The sequence below is a fragment of the Chryseobacterium lathyri genome (genome assembly GCF_019970085.1).
GTDB classification, from domain to species: domain Bacteria; phylum Bacteroidota; class Bacteroidia; order Flavobacteriales; family Weeksellaceae; genus Chryseobacterium; species Chryseobacterium lathyri.
In genome coordinates this window covers 363,105-381,658 of sequence record NZ_JAHXYG010000003.1, presented here as the reverse complement: position 1 = coordinate 381,658, position 18,554 = coordinate 363,105, and the positions used below count along the sequence as shown (strand labels likewise).

The window sequence follows — 18,554 nt, the reverse complement described above, 5'->3', positions numbered from 1 at the left end:
TTCTTATTTTTCCAGGTATTCTTTCATACTTTTTCCGATAATTCCGTTCCAGCCTTCGGTAAAACTTTTCTTTGAAAAATTTTCGCCCAAACTATCGAAACCTTCAATATCATCATGAGTCAATGTTACCAACGTTCCGGTGTCTTCTTTCTGAAGATCCCATGTTACGGTAGTTACAGCATCAGAAAGTTCAGGATATGACCATGTATGTTTTAATTTTTGATTGGGAATAATTTCCAGAATACGGCACTGATGGTGATATTTCTTAGCTTCACCCGGCTCATAGAAATTAAATTCTTTTCCTGCTTCCAAAGTAAAATCATGGATATCAAAATACCAGGATTTCATTTCATTTTTATCAGTTAATGCTTTCCAGACTTTTTCTGCCGGAGCATTTATTTTGTACTGAACAGTGATTGGGTTGTTCATATCTTTATTTTTTAATTAAAAAAATTTAAATACTTGAATTCAATTTTTCCAATATCTTTTCTTTTTCCATTTTCCAGCGTTCTGATAACTCTAAAATCAATTCATCTGAAAATCTTATTTTCACATCATCGCCACCAAACCTTTCCTGATGTATTTTAAAGCTTTTAATAGCTTCCTCAAACGGTTCATCGTCTACAACCTCAACAGTACAGTTTTCGATTTCTAAAATATTTTTGGCAAATGAACCTACTGCCGTCTCAATTGTTCTGAGGTCAATTTCTTCATCAGGATGCCAAATATCTATGAAACGCGGTTTTACTCCTTTTTCATTTTTGGGAGCATCATAAGATACTTCCTGGAAATCTTCATCCTCAGGCTCGTCATAATAGAACCAATAATGACAGGCATTATCTGATAAATATTTCTGGACTGCATCAAAGAATTCTTTTTCGCTTTCCTTGTTTGATAAATTTCTTAAATATCCTTTTGTATTTAAACAAACTGCTCCAATTCTCTCGCCAGATTCATAAAATAGTTCCAGATCTTCCCAACCGGCCTTATCACAAAGCCCATAAATTCCCCACCATAAATTGGAAGATTCTGTTTTTACAATAATTTTTTTCGCATCCATTGTCTAAATTATAGCTTACCCATGAGAAAATCCGGTAATTTTCGCTTCATCAAAATCCAGCTGCATCTCAATGGTTCTCATGACATGGTCATCAAAAATTTTCTCCTTCTTCATCCGGTGCAGCTCATTTCTCTGTGCCTGGATGATCTGGCGGAGCACATCTTTATTTTCATTGATCGCATTAACGTAATCTCCTGTAGAAGCCATACACTGGGCTTTATCTGCCATCAGCATCATTTCGGTTTCCAGCTTATGTTTCTGGTGGCGAACCAAAGTATTTTTTTCTGCCAGCTCAGAAAAATCATTTTCCATTTTGTGCAGTGCTGTTTCTTTAAGCTTACGCATAAGGATCACTTCCTGTTTTTCTTCAGGCAGCTCACTTCCCGCATCATCTATTTTTAACCATTTTAAGATCGGAGTCAGAAGAAGCCCCTGTCCTACCAGCGTGATCAATATAATAACGAAAGTTACGAATAAAATAATGTTACGGTGCGGAAAAGCTTCTCCATTTGGCAAAAATGCCGGAATCGAGAGCGCTGCAGCCAGTGAAACAACTCCTCTCATAGCCGCAAAACTGATGATAAATGGTTCCCGCCAGTCCGGTTTGGGAACTTTTAACCTTAATTCTTTTGAACAGAGTCTCGGGAAATACATGACAGCATAGCTGTACAATATCCTTGTAAAAATAATAGCCCCTCCAATTACAACGCTGTAAAAGATTCCTTCTGAAATGGTGTAATCTTTCATAGCAGCAACGACCACCGGAAGCTCAAGACCAATAAGAATAAAAATAATAGTATTCATAAGGAATATAAGTACACTCCAAACATTTCCGGACTGTATTCTTGAGGTATGACTTAAGTAGCAGTGTGAATTATACGACATCAAAAGACCTCCGGCTACCACAGCCAATACTCCTGAAAAATGGAAGTGTTCTGCCCCTACATACATAATGTACGGAACAATCAGCGTAATCACCGTATCAATATTGGAGTTGGAAGGAATAATCCTCAACAAAGCCCCAAACAAGAGTCCTGTAGCTATACCTACTGCCACTCCACCTACTGCCATCAGAAAAAAGTCCTGAATAGCATCTCTCCATATAAACTGTCCCGAAATAACAGCCGCTAAGGCAAATTTAAAGACAATTAAACTGGAAGCATCGTTGATGAGACTTTCGCCTTCCAGAATACTCGTAATCTTTTTAGGGATTTTCATGTGTTTCAATACGGAAGTGGCTGCTACTGCATCGGGTGGGGAATTCACCCCTCCAAGAAGGAATCCCATTGCAACAGTAAGTCCCGGGATAATGGAAGATGAAAGATAGGCCACTACAACTGAAGTTAAAAATACAAGCCCAAAAGCCATTGAGAAGATCTGCTTTCTCCACTTGTGAAAATCCTGCCATGAAGTAAACCATGCCGCTTCAAAAAGAATTGGAGGAAGGAAGATCAGAAATACAAGATCCGGCTCTATTTCAATATGTGGCATTCCGGGGATTAAACTGATCAGAAGACCGGCAATAACCAGGAAGATGGGATAAGCTACTTTCAGCTTTTGCCCTATCATCACCAATATCATTACAGACAAAAGGACTGCAATGGATATGATAACATAACTGTGAATCATTTTGATTTGTTTTTTTAGTTGTTTTTTGATTTTGAGGTTGACTAAATACGGATACGCTAAGTTTTTAAAAACCTTGCTTTTAGGCGCAAAAGTATGACACTTAACTAAGGCTGGCTTTTAAAGTCTATCTTTTTTAAAACCTTATAAGTTGTGGAAACCTATAAGGTTGGAAGTTCTGTTTTTATTTAAAATTCTATCGACTGATTAGCAGTATATATTCAATCTACCCTTTATTTTAAAGTACAATATTGTTCTTTGGAGTAATGGCTGGCGGAAGTTCAGTTTCATCCAGCATATCTCTCATATCAATCTCTATGGTACGGCTGATCTGGGTGATTGGCACGTCATTCGGGCTTCCTTCAAAAGGGTTTACCGAAGCTTCACCTACACTGTCCAGTGTATGGAAACACCAGGTAACCATCAATGAAAATGGAATATTAAACCATATGGTCCAGCCTTCCAAAACGGTTCCTTCACCTAATTTATCCAGTTCTTTCAGTAGTCCAAAAGGTACGAAAAGAATAAACAGCAGTAAAAGATACGTGGTAATGGATGAGAAGTTTCTCGGGTAAGGAAAGTTCTTAATCCTTTCTGCTTTTCCCTGGTCATCTGTAAATTTTACCAGCTGCTGGTTGATCTGTGTCCATTGAAAATCATTGATATCTCCTTTTGCATAAGCTTCGGATAATTCTTTGCTCTGGCTGGCCATCAGCTGTGTTGCCCTGTTTTTTTTGCTTAAAATGTATTGAAGTTCGGTTTCGGAAATATACTTTTTCAGCTCATCGTCCAGCTGGGTCAGTCTTTCCGGTATATCATATTTTTTAGCATATTCATCATATTGTGCGGTTCCCATATTCTCCCAGGCTCTGGGCTCTCTCAGTTGGAAACGGAGTGCTGTAAGCCATGCATAATGACGGGAAAACATTTCTTTTACTTTTTTCGGATCTTTTGCAGAAAGGGAGTCTCTCAGAATGTATCCGAAGCTACGGCTGTCATTGATGATGGCACCGTAAATCTGCCTGGCTTCCCAAAGCCTGCTGTAGCTGGCATTGTTTTTAAAACCAACAATAAAAGCCACTGCAGTTCCCAAAATAGCAATGGGCTGCCAGGGAACGGAAACAAATTTCCAGCCTAAAAAGTACAATACAGTAGGTATTGCCGATAATATCGTTAGAACATAGATACTTCGTCTTGTCCAGGTAGCGAACTCAAGCGCACCAAATCTTTTTCCTGAATGCATATGTGTTATTTATTTTTGATCTGTTGATTCTATTTTCTAAACTAACAGTTTTTTTCTTCATCAAGGCATCCGGCAAGGACTGTTAATATTAATTTTTGTTAAAAGGAATATTATTATAAAAACCGATCTGGATCTGCCCCCGGTTTCTGTTTTCCTGGATCTGATTCATATAACCGGCTTCTATCCGCATATTTTTATTGATAACATATCCTAAAGCTCCATATACTCTGTTCCTGTCGAAAACCGGACTGTCAAAATGCAGAAAGATCTCATTATATACTGAAGCATAAAGAGATTTCGGGAGCATTTCTTTTTGGGTAATGGGTATATTCAGTCCGATCATATAGCGGAATCTCATCCTGAAATCATCCTGCAGAAAACGTTCTTCCAAACGATATCTGTGCTGCAGATTAAAACGTCCGAACTTCTGTTTCGTAATAAACTGCTGGAAAATCCTGTGCTCAATATTCTCTTTTTTCTCACCGTTTACATAAGGCCGGCTTAAAATAAAACCGTAACCCAGCAAAACGTTATTGTTATTTTCCGTCAGATCATACCCTATTCCCGTACGGATCAATAGCTGTTCGAGGTCTCCTACTGCATCAAAACTCCGGTACTGGACTTCGTTGTGCCAGTTCAGCTTCTTGCTGATCTTATTATTTCCAAAATACATGTACCATGCTCCTAAATCATTTTTCTGCGCAAATGTCGTTATCGACCCCAGACTTAATACTGTAAATACCAGCTTCGTGAAAATCTTTCTCATGTTATTCAATTACTATTATCTATCGTACAGAACAAAATTAATAATTTAAATCAATAATAGCAAACAATAATGAATGGAGAATTCAATTGAAGATATTTTAAATTAATATAGGTATAGTTCTTAATTAACCGGGAATTTGCCTTAGCAAAATCTCATTGCCTTCTGTATCAAAATAATGCATGTCATGACATTAAGATCCATTTTCCTGCCTTTTATTCCGATCTCTGAACAGTCTATTCCTCCTCTGGAATGGAAACCGTATACACCGAAACTCCAAAATTCTTTATGACCTGGATATACTTCGGAAAATCTGCTCCGCTTTTCACTTTTGGGTGCCGCTTTAATCTGTTCAATTGTAAATTTCATCACTGCTTTTTTATTTGTTTTAATTATCCATATCCCGATCTCTTCCTACACTCTAAATTATGTTTTTTGGAATGAAAATATAAAATAAAACCGGCAGATCTCTCTGCCGGTTATTTTTAAACTTTATTTCGTATAGAATCTTAAGGATGCTGTTGCATTTTCGCAGGATCATCATAGTTTACCATCCAGTTGATTCCGAATTTATCGGTAAACATTCCGAAGTATGCTCCCCAGAAAGTATCTGCCATAGGCATTGTCACCTGTCCTCCGGCAGAAAGTCCACCGAATAGCTTATCTGCTTCTTCTTTGGATTCTGCATTGATGGAAATAGCGAAATTATTTCCTGCTTTGAAATTGGAAGACCATTCACCACCTGTATCACTTCCCATTAAAATGGTTTCTTTAGATATTGGAAGAGAAACGTGCATAATTTTGTTTTTATCTTCTTCAGAAGTTTCTTTGCCTTCCATTGGAGGCATTTCCCCAAAAGTTCCGATGTAAGGATATTCTCCTCCGAAAACTGATTTATAGAAGTCGAATGCTTCTCTGCAGTTTCCATTAAATGTTAAATAAGTGTTTACTGATGCCATTGATTGTTTTTTATGAGTTAAGTTTTAATGAGTTTCTGTTTAAGGTTTTTCAGATAATTCTTTTAATCTCGAAAGTCCTTTCTGGTAATCTTTTCCAATAGCATCTTCCATATTCATAAACAATTTCATTACTGTAAAAGGATAAGGTATTTTTGAGGTAAGTCCCCAAGTGGCTTTGCTTCCACTGCCTTCCGGAACAATTTTTACATAAGCATTGGCCTCACTTTCATACGGTGTTAAAAATTTAATCTCCGTATCTATTCTTTTGCCTGCTGCATCCACTTTTTTTACTTTCTGACATCCTTTTCCGGCAGCATCTTTTTCACTGTCCCAGCATACTTTTTCACCGGGTTGCCCTGTAGTTCCGGTCCAGTCTTTTTTCATAGCCGGATCCAGATCATTCCAGGGGCTCCACTGATCCATAGCTCTTAATGTATTGGTCTGCTGCCATACTTTTTCAACGGGCGCATTAATCGTTATTGATTTTTCATAGACACAGTCTCCTGAAACCAGAGCAGCCACTACCATCCATAAGATAAGGATAGAAGCCAGGACAAGGATAATTCTTTTTAATATTTTCATAATTTGGTTTTTATCTGTGTTGGTCAATTAAGATCATGTTTCCGTCCGGGTCTTTCAGGAAAATGTGTTCAGGGCCAGAAGTGGTTTCATCTGCTGTTTTTTCAAGCGTCACTTCATTTTCTTTTAAATGTTTCTGAATGTCACGTACATCATCAAAAGATTCCAGGTTCCGGGCATTTTCATCCCATCCAGGATTGAAGGTAAGCATATTACCATCGAACATAGCCTGAAAAAGACCGATCAGGGTACTCCCATTCTTCATGATGAGATAATTCTGCTCCATACTTCCGCCCATAGCGGAGAAACCCAGTTTTTCATAAAAATCTTTAGACTTCTGAAGATCTTTTACACTTAAACTGATTGAGAATGCTCCTAATTTCATATGTGTTTTATTTTTTTAAAGCCAATTTACTTCCTACCAATACCAATCCCCACACAAAAATTCCTAAGATCCAAAACCAAACCGGAGTAGGCAGGGAGAACATCATATATATAGTTATGAACAGGAAAATAACTCCACAAACTATGGCAGAAGTATGTTTTCCATTGCTAGCCACTTTTGAGGCTGTGAATCCTGAAACGAAAGCTGCCAGCGCATATCCGATAATTACAAAGAAAAGCGCCATAAAGGGAGCATGGGCAACATATTCTTTCATGGCTACCATATCACCACTTGCAGCTCCGGCAGGAGGCGGATACAGCTGATGCCCTATTTTTTCAATGATGGTAATGCAGATAATACCTGCAATGAGCCCAGCCGGAACGGCCAGTATTCTTCTTAACATGGTTATTGATTTTTTAAACGGGTTTTAAAGTCCAGTTTTCCATCATAACTTTTCCAATCTCCAATTAATTCTATATACTGTCCTTCTATTTTTTCAGTTTTTTTATTCCACTTGAAGGTATAAATAAATTTACCTTTAAAAATACCGATATGCTTACCTGTGGGTTCTTCCGCCAGTTCATAATCTCCAAATACTACACCTTTTCTTTTGGTGTCCCTATATTTTGTAATGGTTATTTTACCTTCATATTTTGCATAGCTATCATTCACAAGAGAATAGCCGGAAATAAAGTATTCCTGGTCATTTTTCTTATTCTGTTCGGAAATATTGACCTTGATTTTCAGTTCCTGTCCGCGGTCTCCTATTGTTCCTGTATAAGGTTTGCTGTTGTTCAGCCAAACTGTTGAAATATCCGGCATCTGCCCCCATGCAAAATTGCAGGCAAGAATGAGGAACCATAAAAGTTTTTTCATAATGTGTAATGTTTAAACGCCAAATTGGGAAAGATGATGGTTCAGATGCTTGGCAAACATATTGTTCCATTGCTGCGAAGTTAATTTACCAAAAGAAAATGATTCTTTTCCATCGAAAGCTTCTGCCCCCAACTGCTGTGTTTTTTGGATAAAACCGATCAGCCTTTTCTTCTCTTCGTCAAAGTTTTCCCTTCCGGTAATTAAGAACTGGGGAGCTGTAGGGGAATCTCTTGGATAAGCCTTTTCTCCAACTACTTTAGGTTTTACAAAAGTCTTTAAAATAAATTTTGCAATGGAGCCCGGTTTTTTATGTTTTTCAGGTTCATATACCATTTCATAGGATACGCTGCAGTGGGCAAGCATCTGATCAACCGTCATTTTTCCCCACAAACCGTGGGTATCCTCTACCAGCTTATTTATCCTATCAATATAGTTCTGAGCATCTTTTGCATCAAATACATTTTCCATAATATGTCTAATTATCTGAAAGCAAATATATCAGTTTTTTCTTTTGATTTTACAGGATAATGAAAAAAACGGTGTCGTATTTTCGGAATGTGTTTTTTAAATTCGGAATGTAGGTTTTAGCATAAGGTTGCCCGTTGTAAGCTGCTGGTTACGATGTCAATTGTTGAAAAAAGCTGTCGTTTAATAAATATTTTGACCTTATTCTCAATAATTCTTATCCCTCTCAAACACTCTCAGCTTCCTTCTTTGCCGTATTTTTAAAAATAACCCAAAGCTTAATCTTTAAGGCAATCCAGCCAAGAACAGCATAAACCAGAAGTAGAATACTTAAATGCTTTAAATAGGGAAATGTAAGCTCTACAGAGCCTTTCTGGATCAGTAAAATTTTAAAGGCCTGCAGAAAGGGAGTCAGGGGAATAATATTGGCGATATATTGAACAAAAGCAGGCATTGCGCTTAACGGCCATGTAAATCCGCTGATGATGAATGCCGGTGAGGCAATAACCATTAAAATCTGTGTTGCCTTCAAAGCATCCGGGATCAATATACTGATGAAAACGCCTAGAAACGAAGCGGAACCAACAAATACTGCAGTCAGAAGAATAAAATTAAGTATTCCTTCGGGCATCGGAACCCGGAAAATCATATGCATAAAGTAATAGACCCCGACAATAAGAATGGAGAAAACCCATATCGGGATGACTTTGATCAGCATGGTCGGGAAAGCCCATTTTTTCATTTTAATGTATTCTTTTGCAAAGGAGCCTCTTTCAAACTCAGCAGCAAAACTTACCGCCATTGCCAGGAGAATAACCTGCTGAAGAACTACAGCCAGCATTGCGGGCCACATAAAGATCAGATAATTTCCTGTGGTGTTGAAAAGTGTGATATAGTTGGCCTTGAATGGCTCATATTGCGTTGCAGCCTTTGTAGCGGGCATTCCGGCTTTCTGCAAAGCTTTGATTGATGCTCCGGCAGAGAAAGTTCCTATGGTAAGCTGAAGTGCTTTGGACGCAAAATTGGCAGTAAGAACATTTCCTGTATTAACGTACACATTCAGTTCGGGATATTTTTTCTGGAGCATATCAGCTTCAAACCTTGACGGAATAATCACAACAGCCGCTGCTTCATGCCGGATTACCTCGTCTTTTATGCTTAAAGGTTCCTGAGCATATTTAATGATGCTGATGCTTTTATTATCATCCAGCATATCGGTCAGCTGGCTGGACAAAGGTGTATTATCCCTATCAATAACAAGTACCGGGGTATTTTCTACTTTTCCGCTTTTGTAGACGAAACCCAGCAATGTAGCATAAAATACCGGAGCCAGAAAAAATACGGTCCTCAGGGTAGAATTGCCGATAAAAAGCTTGAATTCCCGTTTTAAAAGCCGAAAAAATTCTTTCATGATTATTTCAGGATAACGTTAGCATTTACCAATATACTTTTAGCCTTATTCATGTCTGCAGGCTTTACTTTGATCTCGTAAACAGCATCCTGCAACTGGTAATCAGGATAAGCGGTTGTAATATCCGCATATCTTGTAAGCTGTTTGATGTATACAACTGTTCCGGTGAGGATTTCCTTATTATAAACGACCTGCATACTTACCTCCTGCCCTTTCTTGTATCTGGCAATAGCACTTTCAGGAACTGTAAATCTGAAATAGGTGCTTTCGGGGATATATCCGTTAAACAATGCAAAACCAGCTGTGGCCAACTCACCTGTATTCAGGCTGATGGTTTCTATTTCCATATCATTGGTGGCAATAATATATCTTTCGGAATAGGCTACATTAGCTTCCTGAAGGGCACCTTTGGCCTGTGAGGCCTGTCCTGCCGCCATTTCCACTTTTTCGAAGCGGGTTCCTCTTTTTACATCATCCAGTTCAGCGACAACGGCATCATACTGCGCTTTAGCACCCTGAAGCTTGGCATATACCTCATCATATGCCTGGGGAGACATGAGACTGTCACGGTACATATTATTAGCTCTTTTAAAAGATTTTTGGGCAAATTCATACTGCTCCTTCAAGCCTTTATATTTAGCCTGAAGCTGCCTTAGTTGATCCGCCGTAGCTCCGTTTTTTGCCATCTGTTCCTGAGCTGTTGCAGCACTTACTGCTCCCTGAGCCTGTGCAATTTTTGCGGAAACCTCCGGGACATCAAGTAAGGCAAGGGTATCTCCTTTTTTCACAGTCTGGCCTTCCGTTACATATATTTTGAGGATTCTTCCGGTGACTTTAGGTGCAAAAGAGATCACATCTTTTTTGGTCTTTCCTTCGGAATCATTCAGATTTTCTTTTTTTTCGCTGCAGCTCCCTACTAGAAAAAGAACAGCAAAGAGTATGAGTATATTTTTATGCATCATTTTAATGGTAAGGATTAATACAATTTAGTGATATCAAGCTCCTGAGTCGATCTCATCAGCTCTATTCCGGCTCTTCTCTGGTTGAAAAGGGCATTTTGGTATTCAAGCTCTGCAACCTCCAGATCATTTTCAGCATCAATAAGCTGTGAAGATTTGCTCATTCCGTATCTGAATTCTTTTTCAGCCTGAACCAGAGCATTTTTGGCCAATTCTTTTTCTTTGGCTTTTAAAGCAATCTGGGCAGTGGCAATATCATAGTTGGTCTGATTGTTAGCCAGATTCAGGGTTAATTTTTTTAAGGCATCTTCTTTTTTATTCTGCAGGACTTCTTTTCCGACTTTTGCGGTTTCTTCTGCGTGTTTTCCTTCTTTTCCGTCAAAGATCTCCCATTTAAAGCCCACTCCAGCCGTCAATAATGGAAGTATATTGATATTGGTAGGTCTCCAGTCCAGTTTTGCGCCTTCATAACCCAAGGCAGGAACTGCAGGAATTACATTTTCGGAAGTTTTGATACGGCTCCCGTAAAGCCCGATATAGTATGCAGAGGCCATCAGCTGTACTTTCGGGATCATCCAGGTTCTTTCGGCTTTTATTTTGTAATCTGCTGCTGTTATTCCATGTTCCAGGGCACGAACCTCAGCTCTTTCCTCTATTCCTTTTTCTGAAGATAAAAGTTCTACGGGAGAAAGCACAGGGTCAATCATTCTGAGACGTTCTTTACTGATACCTGTCAGAATATAAAGCTGGGTAAGAAGAAGCTCTTTTTTGCCTTCGTATTCCACCATTTTAGCATTCAAAGTGGCCTGTGCCAGTTCTATTTTTTTATGGTCGTATGGCGTAATCAGGCCATAACCGAGAGCTTTATCTGCTGTTTTCCGGTTAATTTCCAGTCTTTTTTTACTTTCATCCAATACTTTTTTAGACTGATGAATCAATGCCAGCTGATCGTATGCCTTGGAAATATTAGCCACCACATCATCTTTGGTTTTTTCAAGGAGAATATCTTCAGAAATTTTCTTTTCTTCATTGGCTTTTTTCAGGTATTTTACTTTTCCGCCTGAATAGAGAAGCATTTTGGCATCTGCTTTAGCAATTCCTGAAAAGCCTGAGACATTGAGATTATTATTGAAACTTCCTTCGGGAATATTGATAAAAGGTGCAAGGTTAATTTCTGGCGACGTTAATCTTGTGGTCGCATTCAGATATCCTACCTGCCCGCTTACTTCCAGAGTGGGAAGAAAGATGTCTTTCAGTTTGTGTCCGTCAAGGTCTGTGAGTTTGTTCTGCGTTATCTGCATTTTGAGATCGGAATCCCGGACCATAGCGCTGTCTAAAAGTTCTTTAAAGTCCGGCGCAGACTGTGCCCAGCAAAAAGCAGGAAAAGCCAAAAAACTAAACGTAAAAATCAATAAATTGTTTTTCATGGTTTATGTTTACAACAAATATAATGCAAAAATTTGTTAAATCCACGAAGATAATTCGTCAGTATAGTGAATTTAAAGTATGTTTAAAAAGCGTTTAGTTTTAATCCTCTATTTTTGATGATTATAACGGAGCCGTTTAAGTTTAATTTGAGGGATGTTTTAATTGAAAAAAGTTGAATTTTCTTTTATTCATGGGGATTTGCCTTTCTAATTTTATTAAAATTCTTTTTTTAAACCTTCACTCATCTTAATGGTTCAAAGCTTTCAACATATCTGTGATAAAAAGCTCTCGTTTACAGCATCATACCTGTTGTCACAAACAAAAACTCCCCACAAATGTGAGGAGTTGTTATTTAAAAATCATTCAGATTATCTCTGAACCGCTGATTTCATTTTAGCATCAGGACGTAAAATTCTGTAACGAACTTCAAGGTCTTTCGGCACGTAGAATACCAAAGGCAGCTTGCTGTTGTATCTTACGATTTCAGGCTTAAGCGTTACAAACTTCTTAGTTTTCTTCTGATCCGGGCAGGCCATTAATGTACCTCCTGCTTCACCGTTGGACTCTACTTCATAATAGTTGTAGCCCCAACCCTGAAGATCCTGTGTTTTCACTTCTCCCATCAGGAAATATTTATTACAGTCCAGCATCTTTTCAGCGCCTACAAAAAACTCAACTTTTAAATCGTTTTCGTTTTTTGCAACAGGCAGCTGAATATATACCTGCTTAAATCCTTCTTTAGCTTTTGGGAACATCTCAATTTCCAGCTTCTCAAACTTTTCTGCCTTCTTTTGTGCGAAAGCATTTACACCTGCAAACATAATCAGTCCCGTCATTAAAGTTTTTGAAAATCTCATCTTATTTTATTTTAAAAATTTTTACTACTTCCCTATAGCCAAAAATCATTCCAAAATCTGAACCTGGGTTCCTTTTGTATGAGCATTCATCTGCGGAGCATAGTAATTCTGCATCGTAGTGATCCCGTTGGAGAACTTACCGGCTGCATTGGAAACAAGGTCATATTCAAAAACATATTTTCCTTTCGGCATGTACTGGATATAGAAATTCGTGGAAGCATCTTTGGTAGACTGATAATAACCTAAGCTGTTTTTCCACTGGTATCCTGACATCGCATCAGTTGGTTCAAATCCTGCCGCACGCATATCTTTAATATGAATAAATTCCATAGCTCTATCTGTATTCAGGATCATTCTTACGGTTACTTTATCGCCTACTTTTAAAGGCGTATCCGCTGAAATTTTCTGAAGTTCTTCTCCATTCACTGTTTTCACTTTTTTGTAAAGTTCCTTGGTGATAGAGATATAGTTTTCAGAAGATTTAATCTTGTCTAAATCTTCATAATACTGCCAGAATAATCCACCCTGAACAATTCCCGGCCCCGGTTTGGTAACGGTAACAGTTCCTAAATTCTTATTTACTGCATCAGTTTTCACTGTTGATTTCACATAACCTGTAGCCTGGGTTTGTGGCACCAATTCTTTTCCACCCCAAACGATCGTTGCTTTATCACTTTCAGCGCTTGTCCATGATTTTCCTGAGTTTAAGATCGTAAAGATCACTTCTGAAGTTCCTCTTGAGCTTCCCCATGAATTCACTTCTTTCTGTGTGATCAGCCAGACCTTCATGTCTTCAATGAACTTCTGATCATTGGATTTTAATGTATTGAATGCTTCTAAAGCTCCTGCATGATTTACCACTTTAGATCCGAACCAACCCCAGTCGTTAAGGTTCTGTTTCCAGTAAACGCCCTGAGTTTTGGTATCGGTAGAGGTTTCTTTTAGGTAGTTCATTAGTTTATCTGAAACGTCTTTTAAGCCGTAATTATTCATCAGTAAAGCAGTACGGTGAAGTCCGAAGAAAGTGAAATCCGTGATTTTAGCCGTTTTTGCTTTCTGTTTTACCAGTGTTTTCAAAGAGGCTCCTTTTCCTTTAAGAGGATATTCTTTTTCCCAATAGTTTCGGGTATCAAGATAATCAATGGCCCAGTTGTTCCAGATATTATCCTTTTTCACATCCCAGTATTTGTCGATCTCGTTGTCTACATACTTAACCAGTTTGGTTACAAACTCTTTCTGTTCTGTTCCCTGATAATCTTTAGCATTATCTTTTAACCATTTGTTGATCTTACCCAGGTTTTTAAGGATGTACAGTGATGTTCCGTAAGAACTTGGATATCCGGGATACCATGAGAAGCCTCCATCAGGATTCTGAAGCTTTCTAAGATCATCCCAGTCCTGACTGATTGAATTTCTCATTGTATTGGCATCAAATAACAGAGCCAGTTTCTGCATCTGCTCGTCTTCATTTTTACTTTCCAGCACCCAAGGAGTCTCTTCCAGTAAAAGCTGTTTCAGTTCCTGATTTTTTTCAAGATTTGAATTCAGCAGTCCTTTATTCTGATATTCTTCGAAAACAGTTTTCATTTTCGGATTGGCTTTGAATATCTCAGAAGCCAGTACATCTGCGAACCATTTGTTGAAGATCACATCAGCTGAGCTGTTCTGATCATTTTTCAGACTTGGTAATGCAAACATGATTTCCCAGATCGGATTGGTGGTCAGTTCCAGGGTATTGGAAACATTCGTGATGGTCGCAGAGTTTGTATTGGTGAGGTTATCCAGAACAAATGTCTTGGTTTCGCCTTCTTTCACAAACACAGGTACCGCATCTGTTACCAGCATTCTGTTCGGAAGTACAGCAACCGCCTGCTGCTCTCCATCTGAGTAAGCTCCTGCTTTAGCCACCACTTTTAAAATGATAGAAGACACATTATTCGGAACTTTAAGTTTCCATGTTAATGCACTGTTTCCTTTTTCATTTAAATTAAAATTCTGCGTTCCTGCACTGATTCCAAATTTAGACGAAATATTTTCATTCGTAAAAGCATCCAGGATCTGAAGTTCTGCTGACCCGCTTAATTTTTTATCGGTAAGATTAGAAAGTTTTGACTGAAGATTCAGCTCATCGCCTTCTCTTAGGAATCTCGGATAATTTGGTGTTACGGAGAATTCTTTCTGTGTCACTACCTGCTTTTCCAATACTGCTACTCTGGCATCTTTGGTGTGAGCTAAGAACATCAGTTTCCATTTCGTTAATGCTTCCGGAGAGGTGAATTCAAAGCTTACATTTCCTTCTGCATCTGTTTTCAGATCGGGATAGAAGAATGCGGTTTCGTTCAGGTTTTGACGTACTGGAACTTTTTCCAGGTTTTCTTTTGAACCTTCTTTATCTAAGGCTTGATCAGCCTCAGTATCCTGAATTCCAGCAGCATTAGATTTCATCACTTTTTTGGCCTTATATCCTACTGCCACCACCTCTTCAATGCTTGCTGCTCTTGCATTAGCAACCGGAGCTGGCATTGCCGTACTTTCTAACTGTATTCCTGCCGCTCTTCCTCTCAGGCCATAGCTGTCAAAATCACCATCAAACCAGTTAAAGTTCGGTATCTCTACATATTTTCCATTGTAATATTTCAGCCTTTTCTGATAGTATTGCTGAAGCAGATATTGCCTGATATCGTAAGATGTAACAATAGAATATGGCGTATATAAATTCTGCCAGCTAAAACTATTCACAGCAAACTGATCCAATGACATATCGTACATATTGGCCAATACTTCAGCATTGATTTTTTCTTTATCGTTTCCTGAAACTTTCACCGTCCATTTTTCCTTTGAGTTCGGCTCCAGCTTATCTCTGAAAGTAACGGTTTCAATTTTTAAAGGCTGCTCAGTATTTTTTATTTTTAAAGTAACAGTTTGGGTCTGCACATCATTGAATGCCGCAATCTGGAACTGGATATTCAGTGCTGTCACGCCCTTGTCTTTCGGAATATCTGTTGTGTACTCTAAAACTCCGTTTTTCAGAGGGTGTACTTCAGAAACTGTTTTTCCTGAACCGTCCTGAACAAATACATTGACAAGCGCATCCGGAATTGCAGAATACACATACACTTTAGCCTTCTCTCCTCTTGAAAATTGATTTTTAGGTTCAATAACCGTCAGGAAGGTTTTTTGTGAAGGTTTTAAAGCTCCTTTATCCCAGATACTAAAATTCTGAGAAGATTTTATCGTGTCTTTTCCTTCGATATTATACAGTTCTAGCTGGTAATCTCCTGCTTCCAGTTTTCCAAGGTCTAATTCTGTAGAAGGCTGCTGTTGTTTTTCAGAAAGTACTTTCTCTGTTTTCCAATTTTTCGTTTCGTCATTTTTATCAAACAGGTCGTGCGGAAATTTGCTGATGAATTCTTCTTTGGAATATTTTGGAAGATTCTGAACTTCTGCAGCAAAGTTATCCCTGAAAATCCTGTTCGGTACCGCCAGTTTTGACAGTTTTACGTTGTATGATTTTTTAAGATCCTGCTCATTGTAATTCAGGGTTTCTACTTTTAATTTTACATTTTCATCACTGAATGTATTCTTGATTCCTTCAGCTTTAATAAAGTGAGAAACTGAAGCTACTTTCAGTTGGGTATTGGCAGACTGTGTTTCCCCATTGATATCCGTTACCGAAGCATTGATTTCATAGTTATCAATCTGGATTCCTTCCAGTTTTTCATCTTTTTTAAGATCAAGACGGATCACAAATTCTCCTTTCTCATTGGTTTTAGTTTCTCCAAGAATGGAATTTTCATTATCGTCACCCTGAGGGTACCACCAGAAATACCTCCACCTGATATTGTGCTTCCTGATCTCGTAGTTAACGGTTGTATTACTAAGAGCTACTCCTGAGAACATAGTTGCTTTTCCTTTCAGCTCTATGGTTTGTCCGTATTTGTACTCTTCTTTTACCGGATCAAAAGTCACTTCAAATTTCGGTCTCTTGTATTCTTCAACCCTGATGTCTTTATACCCTTGGGATCCCTCGTCTGTTCTCAGGTAAAAAACTCCGTTCAGCTGACCTTTAGGAAGGATAAAGCTTCCATGGTAAGAACCGAATTCATTGGTTGAAAAATTCTGAGAAGAAACTTCCTGACTGTTGGCATCCAGAAGTGTGATTTTCTGTTTTAAACCTGAAATTACAGCTTCTGTTTCTTTATCTATCTTAGTATTGATTACTTTGAAATAAACAGTCTGTCCCGGTCTGTAGATCGCTCTGTCTGTAAAGATCTGTGCCAGGGTGCGGGTCTGCTTGTTTGGGTTATAATCTTCTGCATTTCCGTTATTTCCATACACCTGCATGATCTGGAAATCGTTGGTCTTTGGCTGACGGATCAGGAAAGTTCTGTAATATTCTTTGCTGTCCGTGGAAGGAAATTTGAAAACGCCGTTAGCATCAGTTTTTTCGTCAACTTTATTTAAAGTTTTATTAGCAACAAATTCATAGAAAGTAAGACTTTCATTCGCTGCAGGTTTACCGTTTTCACTATTGACCAGCTTCAGCGTATTAGAAAGCTGGTTTCTGTCTGTTTTTGTCTGGTAAATTATTCTGTTTCCGGAAACCAAGAAGTAGAAATTCTGTCTTGAATCACTGTCTTTCACCTCAGATCCTGCAACAGCATATTCCACAACGTAAATTCCAGAAGGCAAAGGTTTGATCTCCAACGAAGTTTTATGAACCTGATAGTCTTTGGAATCGCCAAGTTGAAAGGTTTCTTTCCTTATCAGACTTTTTTTAACCTTTCCAAAGGTATTATTGTAAGAATTCTGTACATACTGCATTAATGTTGTAAAATCTTCTTTTACTTCATAGATATTCAGTGAAAATTCTGCCACGTTTTTATGGTCCGCTACAAAATGGATCGGTACATTATTTTGAGTCTGTTGCTCATATTTAATGGTAAGAAACGGATTGGTAATCTGGTTTTCTTTATTTTTTATGTTCTCGATGAATGAAGATTTCGGATACTGATTCTTGGCCTGGGCTGCAATGGCCAAAGCCTCTTTATCTTTCTTTTTAGCAATAAGTTCATTCATAACATCTTCCATAATGAGCACTTTATAATCTCCTTCTGTATCAGACTTTAAAAGGCTCTGAAGCTGTTCAAGCTTATCTTTACACTGACTGTAGTTACAGTTTTCAGTAAGTTTTTCCCTCATAAAAAACAGCTTGGGATTTCCGCTGTTCTGCGCAATCAGTTCATCAAAAGTAGCATTGATCTGTGTTCTGTTCTCAGTAAGTTCATTTTTAGTAAAAAGTCCATTTTCAGACAGGAAACCGATCTTTTTCATAGAATACCATTCAAGTAAAGTCGGGAAATAAGTAATATCCTTGACCTCTGTAAAAATATTTTTGTACTTCACCAGAGCGATTTTCTTCATATCCGGTTTCTGCTGATCAAGAGTCTGATAGCTTTTTGTCAGATAATTTTTGAAATCCAGTTTGCTCCAGGTTTCTATTTGAGACAGATCCTGAGAATTAACATTCGTTCGCCCCTGTATTTCCCAAGAATTCTGGTTGTAATAATCCATAAAGAATCCGTTCAGAAGAACGTCGTACACGAGTCTTTCTTCGCCTTTAAGCTTAGTTTGGGCATCTTTAAGTTTGGTGAAAAACTGAGAGGCTGCATCATTTTTATCGTCATCTCCGGTGAGATTCACAATACTGAATTCTGCCTTCAGGGAACGGATAAGCTGGATCGCATTATTTTCTTTCATTGCGTGGTTTTGGATGTCTAAAATAATGGGTAGATTAGATTTATAAGCACCTTTGGTACTATTTTCACCGACTTTCTTCCATTGGTCGTCATAATATTTCTGTGCGGAGACCGCCGAAAAGCTCAGCATTAGAAGCAAAAGCATAAAAATCTTGGAAAATCTTTTCATAAATGTTATTTTTGA

17 protein-coding genes are annotated in these 18,554 nt (G+C 38.3%); all 17 read right to left on the bottom strand.

Annotated elements, in window-relative coordinates:
- Positions 1–3 precede the first annotated feature (3 nt).
- The 17 genes from LC418_RS11065 to LC418_RS10985 all read right to left on the bottom strand — a co-directional run bounded on the left by LC418_RS11065 (position 4) and on the right by LC418_RS10985 (position 18,539).
- Complete coding sequence (locus LC418_RS11065; RefSeq protein ID WP_111954765.1) at positions 4–429, bottom strand: SRPBCC family protein; 426 nt, start codon at positions 427–429, stop codon at positions 4–6.
- A 25-nt stretch (positions 430–454) separates the two neighbouring features.
- The gene (locus LC418_RS11060) at positions 455–1,060 is read right to left on the bottom strand and encodes a hypothetical protein (RefSeq protein ID WP_111954763.1); all 606 of its coding nucleotides are present in this window, start codon (positions 1,058–1,060) and stop codon (positions 455–457) included.
- A 15-nt stretch (positions 1,061–1,075) separates the two neighbouring features.
- On the bottom strand, positions 1,076–2,689 hold the full coding sequence (locus tag LC418_RS11055) for a Na+/H+ antiporter (protein ID WP_111955075.1): 1,614 nt from the start codon (positions 2,687–2,689) through the stop codon (positions 1,076–1,078).
- 235 nt (positions 2,690–2,924) lie between these two features.
- Complete coding sequence (locus LC418_RS11050; protein ID WP_223559163.1) at positions 2,925–3,929, bottom strand: bestrophin family protein; 1,005 nt, start codon at positions 3,927–3,929, stop codon at positions 2,925–2,927.
- Between the two features lie 88 nt (positions 3,930–4,017).
- Positions 4,018–4,695, bottom strand: coding sequence for a DUF2490 domain-containing protein (locus LC418_RS11045; RefSeq protein ID WP_223559162.1), 678 nt, complete (start codon positions 4,693–4,695; stop codon positions 4,018–4,020).
- Positions 4,696–4,836: 141 nt separating this feature from the next.
- Positions 4,837–5,061 carry a hypothetical protein gene (locus tag LC418_RS21195; protein ID WP_476727396.1) on the bottom strand — a complete coding sequence of 75 codons (225 nt, stop codon included), beginning with the start codon at positions 5,059–5,061 and terminating at the stop codon, positions 4,837–4,839.
- 140 nt (positions 5,062–5,201) lie between these two features.
- Complete coding sequence (locus LC418_RS11035) at positions 5,202–5,651, bottom strand: VOC family protein (protein WP_111954755.1); 450 nt, start codon at positions 5,649–5,651, stop codon at positions 5,202–5,204.
- A gap of 39 nt (positions 5,652–5,690) precedes the next feature.
- Complete coding sequence (locus tag LC418_RS11030) at positions 5,691–6,233, bottom strand: SRPBCC family protein (protein WP_223559161.1); 543 nt, start codon at positions 6,231–6,233, stop codon at positions 5,691–5,693.
- 10 nt (positions 6,234–6,243) lie between these two features.
- Positions 6,244–6,615, bottom strand: coding sequence for a VOC family protein (locus LC418_RS11025; protein WP_223559159.1), 372 nt, complete (start codon positions 6,613–6,615; stop codon positions 6,244–6,246).
- Positions 6,616–6,622: 7 nt separating this feature from the next.
- The gene (locus LC418_RS11020) at positions 6,623–7,018 is read right to left on the bottom strand and encodes a hypothetical protein (protein WP_223559158.1); all 396 of its coding nucleotides are present in this window, start codon (positions 7,016–7,018) and stop codon (positions 6,623–6,625) included.
- Positions 7,019–7,020: 2 nt separating this feature from the next.
- Positions 7,021–7,491, bottom strand: a complete 471-nt coding sequence (locus LC418_RS11015; RefSeq protein WP_111954749.1) for a hypothetical protein — start codon at positions 7,489–7,491, stop codon at positions 7,021–7,023.
- A gap of 12 nt (positions 7,492–7,503) precedes the next feature.
- Complete coding sequence (locus tag LC418_RS11010) at positions 7,504–7,959, bottom strand: DUF1569 domain-containing protein (RefSeq protein ID WP_223559157.1); 456 nt, start codon at positions 7,957–7,959, stop codon at positions 7,504–7,506.
- 223 nt (positions 7,960–8,182) lie between these two features.
- Complete coding sequence (locus LC418_RS11005) at positions 8,183–9,367, bottom strand: ABC transporter permease (protein ID WP_223559155.1); 1,185 nt, start codon at positions 9,365–9,367, stop codon at positions 8,183–8,185.
- Positions 9,368–9,369: 2 nt separating this feature from the next.
- Positions 9,370–10,326 (bottom strand): HlyD family secretion protein, encoded by a 957-nt coding sequence (locus LC418_RS11000; protein ID WP_111955071.1) that lies wholly within the window; start codon positions 10,324–10,326, stop codon positions 9,370–9,372.
- 17 nt (positions 10,327–10,343) lie between these two features.
- Positions 10,344–11,753: a TolC family protein gene (locus tag LC418_RS10995; RefSeq protein ID WP_111954743.1), complete on the bottom strand. Its 1,410-nt coding sequence runs from the start codon at positions 11,751–11,753 to the stop codon at positions 10,344–10,346.
- Positions 11,754–12,122: 369 nt separating this feature from the next.
- The gene (eco, locus tag LC418_RS10990) at positions 12,123–12,611 is read right to left on the bottom strand and encodes a serine protease inhibitor ecotin (RefSeq protein WP_111954741.1); all 489 of its coding nucleotides are present in this window, start codon (positions 12,609–12,611) and stop codon (positions 12,123–12,125) included.
- A gap of 45 nt (positions 12,612–12,656) precedes the next feature.
- Entirely contained in the window at positions 12,657–18,539 is a 5,883-nt protein-coding gene (locus LC418_RS10985; protein ID WP_223559154.1) for an alpha-2-macroglobulin family protein, read from the bottom strand.
- Between the last annotated feature and the right edge of the window lie 15 nt (positions 18,540–18,554).

Bases quoted from the DNA above. Each gene is read 5' to 3' on its own strand.
- LC418_RS11065 (WP_111954765.1), bottom strand. From the start codon at position 429: ATGAACAACCCAATCACTGTTCAGTACAAAATAAATGCTCCGGCAGAA.
- LC418_RS11060 (WP_111954763.1), bottom strand. From the start codon at position 1,060: ATGGATGCGAAAAAAATTATTGTAAAAACAGAATCTTCCAATTTATGG.
- LC418_RS11055 (WP_111955075.1), bottom strand. From the start codon at position 2,689: ATGATTCACAGTTATGTTATCATATCCATTGCAGTCCTTTTGTCTGTA.
- LC418_RS11050 (WP_223559163.1), bottom strand. From the start codon at position 3,929: ATGCATTCAGGAAAAAGATTTGGTGCGCTTGAGTTCGCTACCTGGACA.
- LC418_RS11045 (WP_223559162.1), bottom strand. From the start codon at position 4,695: ATGAGAAAGATTTTCACGAAGCTGGTATTTACAGTATTAAGTCTGGGG.
- LC418_RS21195 (WP_476727396.1), bottom strand. From the start codon at position 5,061: ATGAAATTTACAATTGAACAGATTAAAGCGGCACCCAAAAGTGAAAAG.
- LC418_RS11035 (WP_111954755.1), bottom strand. From the start codon at position 5,651: ATGGCATCAGTAAACACTTATTTAACATTTAATGGAAACTGCAGAGAA.
- LC418_RS11030 (WP_223559161.1), bottom strand. From the start codon at position 6,233: ATGAAAATATTAAAAAGAATTATCCTTGTCCTGGCTTCTATCCTTATC.
- LC418_RS11025 (WP_223559159.1), bottom strand. From the start codon at position 6,615: ATGAAATTAGGAGCATTCTCAATCAGTTTAAGTGTAAAAGATCTTCAG.
- LC418_RS11020 (WP_223559158.1), bottom strand. From the start codon at position 7,018: ATGTTAAGAAGAATACTGGCCGTTCCGGCTGGGCTCATTGCAGGTATT.
- LC418_RS11015 (WP_111954749.1), bottom strand. From the start codon at position 7,491: ATGAAAAAACTTTTATGGTTCCTCATTCTTGCCTGCAATTTTGCATGG.
- LC418_RS11010 (WP_223559157.1), bottom strand. From the start codon at position 7,959: ATGGAAAATGTATTTGATGCAAAAGATGCTCAGAACTATATTGATAGG.
- LC418_RS11005 (WP_223559155.1), bottom strand. From the start codon at position 9,367: ATGAAAGAATTTTTTCGGCTTTTAAAACGGGAATTCAAGCTTTTTATC.
- LC418_RS11000 (WP_111955071.1), bottom strand. From the start codon at position 10,326: ATGCATAAAAATATACTCATACTCTTTGCTGTTCTTTTTCTAGTAGGG.
- LC418_RS10995 (WP_111954743.1), bottom strand. From the start codon at position 11,753: ATGAAAAACAATTTATTGATTTTTACGTTTAGTTTTTTGGCTTTTCCT.
- eco (WP_111954741.1), bottom strand. From the start codon at position 12,611: ATGAGATTTTCAAAAACTTTAATGACGGGACTGATTATGTTTGCAGGT.
- LC418_RS10985 (WP_223559154.1), bottom strand. From the start codon at position 18,539: ATGAAAAGATTTTCCAAGATTTTTATGCTTTTGCTTCTAATGCTGAGC.